Raw genomic sequence first — 6247 nt, 5'->3', positions numbered from 1 at the left:
TCCACTGGACCTCAGGGCGATACCGGACCTCAAGGACCTACGGGCGCTGGATCTCCCGGTTCCACTGGACCTCAGGGCGATACCGGACCTCAAGGTAGCACTGGGCCTCAAGGCGATACTGGACCCCAAGGCAACACTGGGCCTACTGGAGCTATTAACACCAGTAATATGCTGATTGCACGCAGTACTGGAATAACGGGTGTAACCGGGACATCTATTTCCCCGGTAGCGATTCCATTAGATACAGTACTAGTTGATAATGGAGGAGCAGATATTACCTTTGGGCCTCAAGCTACAGACATTACCCTAACGGGGGGGCACATCTATTTAGTCACGTATTCTGTATTTGTTAGACCGACCACTCCTCCGGAAAATATATCAGTTGCTTTACGTTTGGATAACATTGTTCAGAGTGGCTCTATGATGACTTTTGAAAATGTCAACGACTTCCTAACTGGATCTCAAACGTATATTGTTGATTTATCAGCGGCAGGAACTTCTGGAATCTTACAAGTTGTTAACACACAAGGTACAAATGACTATGCGATTCTTAATGAATCACTCGCTGTTACTGTAAATATTGTAAGGATATCCTAGATCATTTTTGTATAATCCATCACGATTATAATCCCCTTATACGGCTCCTTGCCATATAAGGGGATTATCTTTCTTACACCATCATTCGATTAGGACCTCGCTAAAAAATCTTCTTTCAACAACGAATACATATACATATCGTCAAACTTCCCAACTGTATATTCATATTTTCGTAATAAGCCTTCTCTGATAAAGCCGTTTTTCTCACATAGCTTCCATGAGGCGATATTTTCCAGTTCCATTAGTCCTTGGATTCGAACAAGTTCCATGTGGTCAAATCCGTATTGCAGGATAGCTTGAAATGCCTCAGTCATGATTCCTTTATTCCAATGTTCTTTTGATAACTCAGCGCCAACTTCTGAACGATAATGCTGGGATGACCAGTTCAAAAATCCACAGCTACCGATAACTTGTTCAGTTCCTTTTAGAGTAATGCCCCAGCGAATCCCTGTTTTCTTTTGGAAAATGCTAGAATACCAAGCGATTTCATCTAGCGCATCTTGTTCTGATTCAAAAGGGGCAAGCCCGTAATATTTCATCACGTCTGGATCTGATAAATAGATCAGCATATCTCCCGCATCGGCAGGGGTAACTTCTCTTAAAACGAGACGCTCTGTTTCTAGAACAGGAAAGGTTTTGTTTGATTTTAACTGAGTTGTCATATGTATGACTCCTTAATTTTTTATTTAGAATAAATGTTTTTACATTATACCATTATTTCGATAAAAAGAGTCCTACTACACAACCTGACTCTCCGTCGCCTCTACTTTGCCTAAGTCCAAAATTCGACCATACTCCATCTTAATGACCCGATCCGCTAAGTGAAAATACCCATCATCATGTGTAACTGCAATCACACATTTACCCCGCTTTTTCAAATCAGGCAATAAATTCTCGTAGAAGAATCTTCTAAACTCTGGGTCCTGATCAGCCGCCCATTCATCAAATAAATAGAAAGGCTTGTCTTCCAGATAGCTAATCATAAGTGCAACCCGTTTCCGCTGTCCGGTTGAAAGATTAATCGTACTAAGAACTCCACTCTCATCTACCGATATTTTATCTTCGATTTCTAGCAGTTTTAAATAGCGCTGGATATCCGTTTGTTTGCGATTTGTGTTAACCCCATATAGACGATCGAATAGGTAGACATCACTAAAAATAGTAGAGAAATGAGAGCCTATTTCCGCAGAATCGATCGGTTCATGATCCATCGTAACTTGTCCAGAATCAGGAGAATACAGCCCTGTGATTAGCTTAGCTAATGTGGACTTTCCACTCCCATTCCCCCCTGTGATAAAGACAATTTCGCCAGACCGAAACTCATACTGAAGTGGCCCCACAGAAAATGTCTCTCCCGATTTGCTTTTATATCGATACACCACATCTGCTATCTGTAAGGAGGTAGCGTCGGCTTTTTGCTCTACACTCGTTGTCACTGCTTCCACCTGTGGGGCTGAAGCGAGATCTAATGTTAATTCGTTCATTCTCTTCCAGCTAATTCGAATGCGAAATAGCTCTGGAAATGAGTTTAAGATTCCGTGAACAGGACCTGTCATATACAAAAAGACAAATACGTAACTAATCAATGATTCTTTTTGAATCTCCGGAAACAAGATAGGAAAGAAAAAGGCAACTGCCCCGATGACAAAGACAAACAGCAATTCGCCAATCACAAAGACATTGACAAACTTCTTCTCTCCCAATGCTCTTTTGGTTCGATAAGCATCACAGCTCTCTTCTATCGCTTGATGAAAATCCGCCCGTTTTCCTTTTTGTAGGTACAGCTCCTTAAAGCCGCCCACGATATCATTGATAAATTTGAAAAACACATTTTGGATATCGCGTGTTTGCTCCCACATGAGGTTAGCCGAGCGACCGATGATAAAATAAAGCCCTACGGATAAGAGGATTACTCCGAGCGAAACAAGTAATCCGTAAAAATTAATAAACCCCAGATAAATGAAGCAAAACAGCAGAGTTACAGAACTTGTAATTCCGGTAATCACAATCGTAGAAAAACGGCTTATCGTTTCAGTATCATTGTTCAACGTGGCATAGATTTTCCCTTCTGGGATATATTCGAAATTTTGATAAGGAGTGCCGAGTATCTTCCCTATTAAGTCCATGCGCTTTTCGTAGACGATATTATTAGTGATATCGATTAATTTGGTTCGCACCATTTTTTCGCCGATCACATAAATGGCGATTCCCATGAGAAAGTAGCCAAATAAAACTGGATTAAACGCCTTGTCTGTAGCGAGCGTTGAATTGATCATGAAAATAATAAGTCCATTTCCCAAACCGCCGATTAAACTAAGAATACCTAAATAAAAGATGGGTTTATCGTTTTTTTTTTGAAAAATCTTTGCCAATACTGCGTACAGGCAAAACAACATTCCCACCACTCCGAGTGACAAGATAGCTGTCAAAATCGTAATCGGACCCCATACATAGACGAAGCTCCATGGAAGTCCCTGAAAGAAAACGTCCGGCAGATAGTACATCGCCCCCACAAAGGTTCCACCCATGATGGTCAATAACACCACCGTTAGGAAGGCTGTACGCAATCGGACCCTTACAAATGTACGCTTACCCCTAAATATTTGAATCACGATGCGGGATAAAAAGAAGAGGGTGATGAGTGCCATGGTCCCGAGAATAAACGTAACGGCTGTTGCAACTTGGTCCACTTTCACATACATATCGGACGTGAGTTTCGTCTCTGTTTTTTCATTCATCCTATTCATGATTCCTTGGCCAATCGCAGCCGTATAATCTGAATTCATATTAGCTAAAACAGCTACTCCAAGTTGATCTTTTGGACGAAAGGCAAAGTACGAAGAGAAATTAGGATTATTTCCACTATGAGCGATCTGACCGCCATCGCCATTTTGATAGACAGACCAGCCTGCCGCATAAGAAGAACCATCTAGATCCGGTGCCACTTTCCGGTCTGGTTCGTGTGACTTTGTGATTCGTTTACTAACCGCATCACTTACCTTCACACTGCCCATCTGAATCTTTAACCACTGCCCTATATCTTCGATGCTTGAGACGACATATCCAGCCGGATTATTGCCTCGATAAGGGGGGGCTTTGTATTCAAGTGCCTGCATAAAGCCTGCCTTGTATCCTACCGCCATTTTGTCGATCGGTATATTTCCCTGTATATATGTACCTTTCAAGCCTAGCTCTGGAAAGACATTCTTCTGCATATACTCTTCGAACGAAAGACCTGAAACGCGCTGAATGATGTAACCCAACACATCATAGTTGATCGTCGCATACTCAAATTTTTCACCGGGACGATGTGATAACTCAATCCCTACTAGATTTCGCACAGTCTTCTCCAGTGCATCGTCTGATGTGGAACTAGGAATTTGACCAATCGTTTGAAATGGGACTCCACTTGTATGGTGGAGAAATTGCTCCACTGTGATTTGGATAGGCTTTCCTTGATAATTTAAAGTAAGCCAAGGGATATATTGGGTAATCGGATCCTCTAAGCGGACAAGTCCCTTTTCCTCTAGCTGAAGTAACGCTTGGGCGGTAAAAGCCTTGCTGGTTGAACCGATCTCAAATAACGTATCTGGTTCGATCTTTTTTTGTTGATCGATATCAGCATATCCAATCCCTTTTTGATAGATGGTTTTATCACCTTGCGTGACAACGATGGCTAAGCCCGGGATCTTCCCCGCTTCTTTTTGGTCGTTTATAAATTTCTCTACCTCTTCCACTGTCGTATGCAGCAATTCCTGCTGTGCACTTGCTAGTAGTGGGGTAAAACTACCTAAGCATATGATGAGGCTTAGGAGTATCAGTCTAAAAACTCTCATAGGATTCTCCTTTTCTAGGAATTTACGCCTCACAAACGTAGACTGGCTCTGTATAGAAACGTAGGCTATTCATCCACTTGTTACGTAGTGTTTGCCATTTTTCCACTGGGAGTTGTTCGGATTGCAGGATTTCCAGTGGAATTCGTAAGTTTAATAAGCGACCTTCTACAATACAGCGGGTGATCCCAGCTGGCATTAATCGATTGGATTCAACAACTCGCTTTAAGCCATCTAAGGTATATTGTGGATAGCAGATAAACACTTCTCCATCCCGTGGTTGTACGTAAGATCCATTTGGAATTCTACGAACATGACATTTATGTTGATAGAGTCCTACAATATGGTGCCACGCTGTTAGTTGATCCAGTAATTCATCGCTCTCGTTGGTAGAATATAAATAGTATGTTTCTCCACTAGGTAACACGACATGAGCAAGCCAATTGCGATCCAGCGGTTCGGTAGACCAATGAAGATAAGGACACTGTTGTAGTTCCTCCCACCAAGTATCCTGTGGGAGGAGATGATTCCAAGCACTTAAAAAAACATCCTTTTCTTCTACTAATTGGACCACGATCCGCTTACAATCAAGTGCCTTTAAGGCCATCAACCGATGGGCTCCATCTAATAGAAGATATTTTTCATTTGATAGCTTCAGCGCAATCGGTGGATTACTCAAATAGCCCTCCTCGGTTATCGATTTGCATATTTTTCCTAGCCGTTCATTTTCATGTGATTCATGGAAATAAATTTGCTCCGCCGATATTAAAGCTAGCGAAGAAATCACACTATTCATGGTAGAACCCCCTCTTTAACCCCAAAATCCAATCGATTTTCCGTATCTAGTCTTCCAATTGGACTCCAGATCCTGTTTCCACTGCTAATTTGTAATAATAAGTGGCAATCGCTACGTCGAAAATCGCCATGCCCATCGGATTAAATAAAATGGCTTGCTCTGCCCTGAGACTATTCATCGCTTCATGGCACACTACATCCACAATGGAGTATGTATCCTCTTTTTGTAGATTCCGCTCACGGTGCATCACTTCGATATCCGTATTTTCACGACAAACTTCTTCCCAGTCGTCCACAATGATCGACTTCGTATAATCGAGGATCTGCGGTTTAAAGTCACGAAGCGATACATTTAGTAAGAGCGCTCCATCTTTCGGCTTCTGGTCGATATATCCTTCCGCGGCAACTGTGCAAGTAATAAAAATATCTGCATCCTGATATGCTTCTTCATAAGAATTTACGATGTTCGTTTTAGCGAGAATCTCTGCTGGGATATGCTCTTGATTAATCCCTTTTTTATCGTACAAAGTGACGGATGATATTTTACTTCCTAGTAAATGCGTAACCATACTGAGATGTAACTGGCCGATTGGGCCAAAGCCGATAATCCCCACTTTTACATCGGTTAGATTACGTACTTTTTCAAACTCTTGGATGATGAGACCTGATACGGAAGCGGTACGGATTCCGCTCACGATCGCTGTATTGAAAGTAGCGAAAGGCTTTCCGGTGTCGGAATCGTTTAGAATCGTAACCGAATGTGCGCGCTGTATCCCTTTATCAATATTTTTCGGGAAACTCGCTATCCACTTAATCCCTGCCGCTTCAAAATCGCCCCCGATATAGGCAGGCATCGCGATAATTCGATTGGTTCTATCTTTAAATCGCAGGTAAGGCTTGATCGGCTGGGCGAAATGGTTTTCTTTCAAGTTTTGGACAGCATTTTGAATCACTTGTACGGTTTTATGCCAATCCACACCCATTTGTTTGATATGTCCTGTGTTTAAATAAAGCATGAAAAT

General features: G+C 42.0%; 4 protein-coding genes and 1 pseudogene. 1 reads left to right on the top strand and 4 read right to left on the bottom strand.

Annotated elements, in window-relative coordinates:
• A pseudogene (locus BLU58_RS17115) lies at positions 1-597 on the top strand (collagen-like protein); the annotation flags it as partial.
• 89 nt (positions 598-686) lie between these two features.
• On the opposite strand, the gene BLU58_RS02800 reads toward BLU58_RS17115, so the two are convergent.
• From BLU58_RS02800 to sbnB, 4 genes are all read right to left on the bottom strand, one after another.
• Complete coding sequence (locus BLU58_RS02800; RefSeq protein WP_093290714.1) at positions 687-1259, bottom strand: GNAT family N-acetyltransferase; 573 nt, start codon at positions 1257-1259, stop codon at positions 687-689.
• A gap of 75 nt (positions 1260-1334) precedes the next feature.
• On the bottom strand, positions 1335-4433 hold the full coding sequence (locus BLU58_RS02795) for a cyclic peptide export ABC transporter (RefSeq protein WP_093290713.1): 3099 nt from the start codon (positions 4431-4433) through the stop codon (positions 1335-1337).
• A 22-nt stretch (positions 4434-4455) separates the two neighbouring features.
• Positions 4456-5226 (bottom strand): ParB N-terminal domain-containing protein, encoded by a 771-nt coding sequence (locus BLU58_RS02790; RefSeq protein WP_093290712.1) that lies wholly within the window; start codon positions 5224-5226, stop codon positions 4456-4458.
• Positions 5227-5272: 46 nt separating this feature from the next.
• On the bottom strand, positions 5273-6241 hold the full coding sequence (sbnB, locus tag BLU58_RS02785) for a 2,3-diaminopropionate biosynthesis protein SbnB (RefSeq protein WP_093290711.1): 969 nt from the start codon (positions 6239-6241) through the stop codon (positions 5273-5275).
• Between the last annotated feature and the right edge of the window lie 6 nt (positions 6242-6247).

Origin of the sequence: Thermoactinomyces sp. DSM 45892 (assembly GCF_900107305.1) — a bacterium.
GTDB lineage: Bacteria > Bacillota > Bacilli > Thermoactinomycetales > Thermoactinomycetaceae > Baia.
The sequence above is the reverse complement of the archived record's forward strand: the minus strand, read 5'-3'. Positions and strand labels throughout refer to the sequence as shown.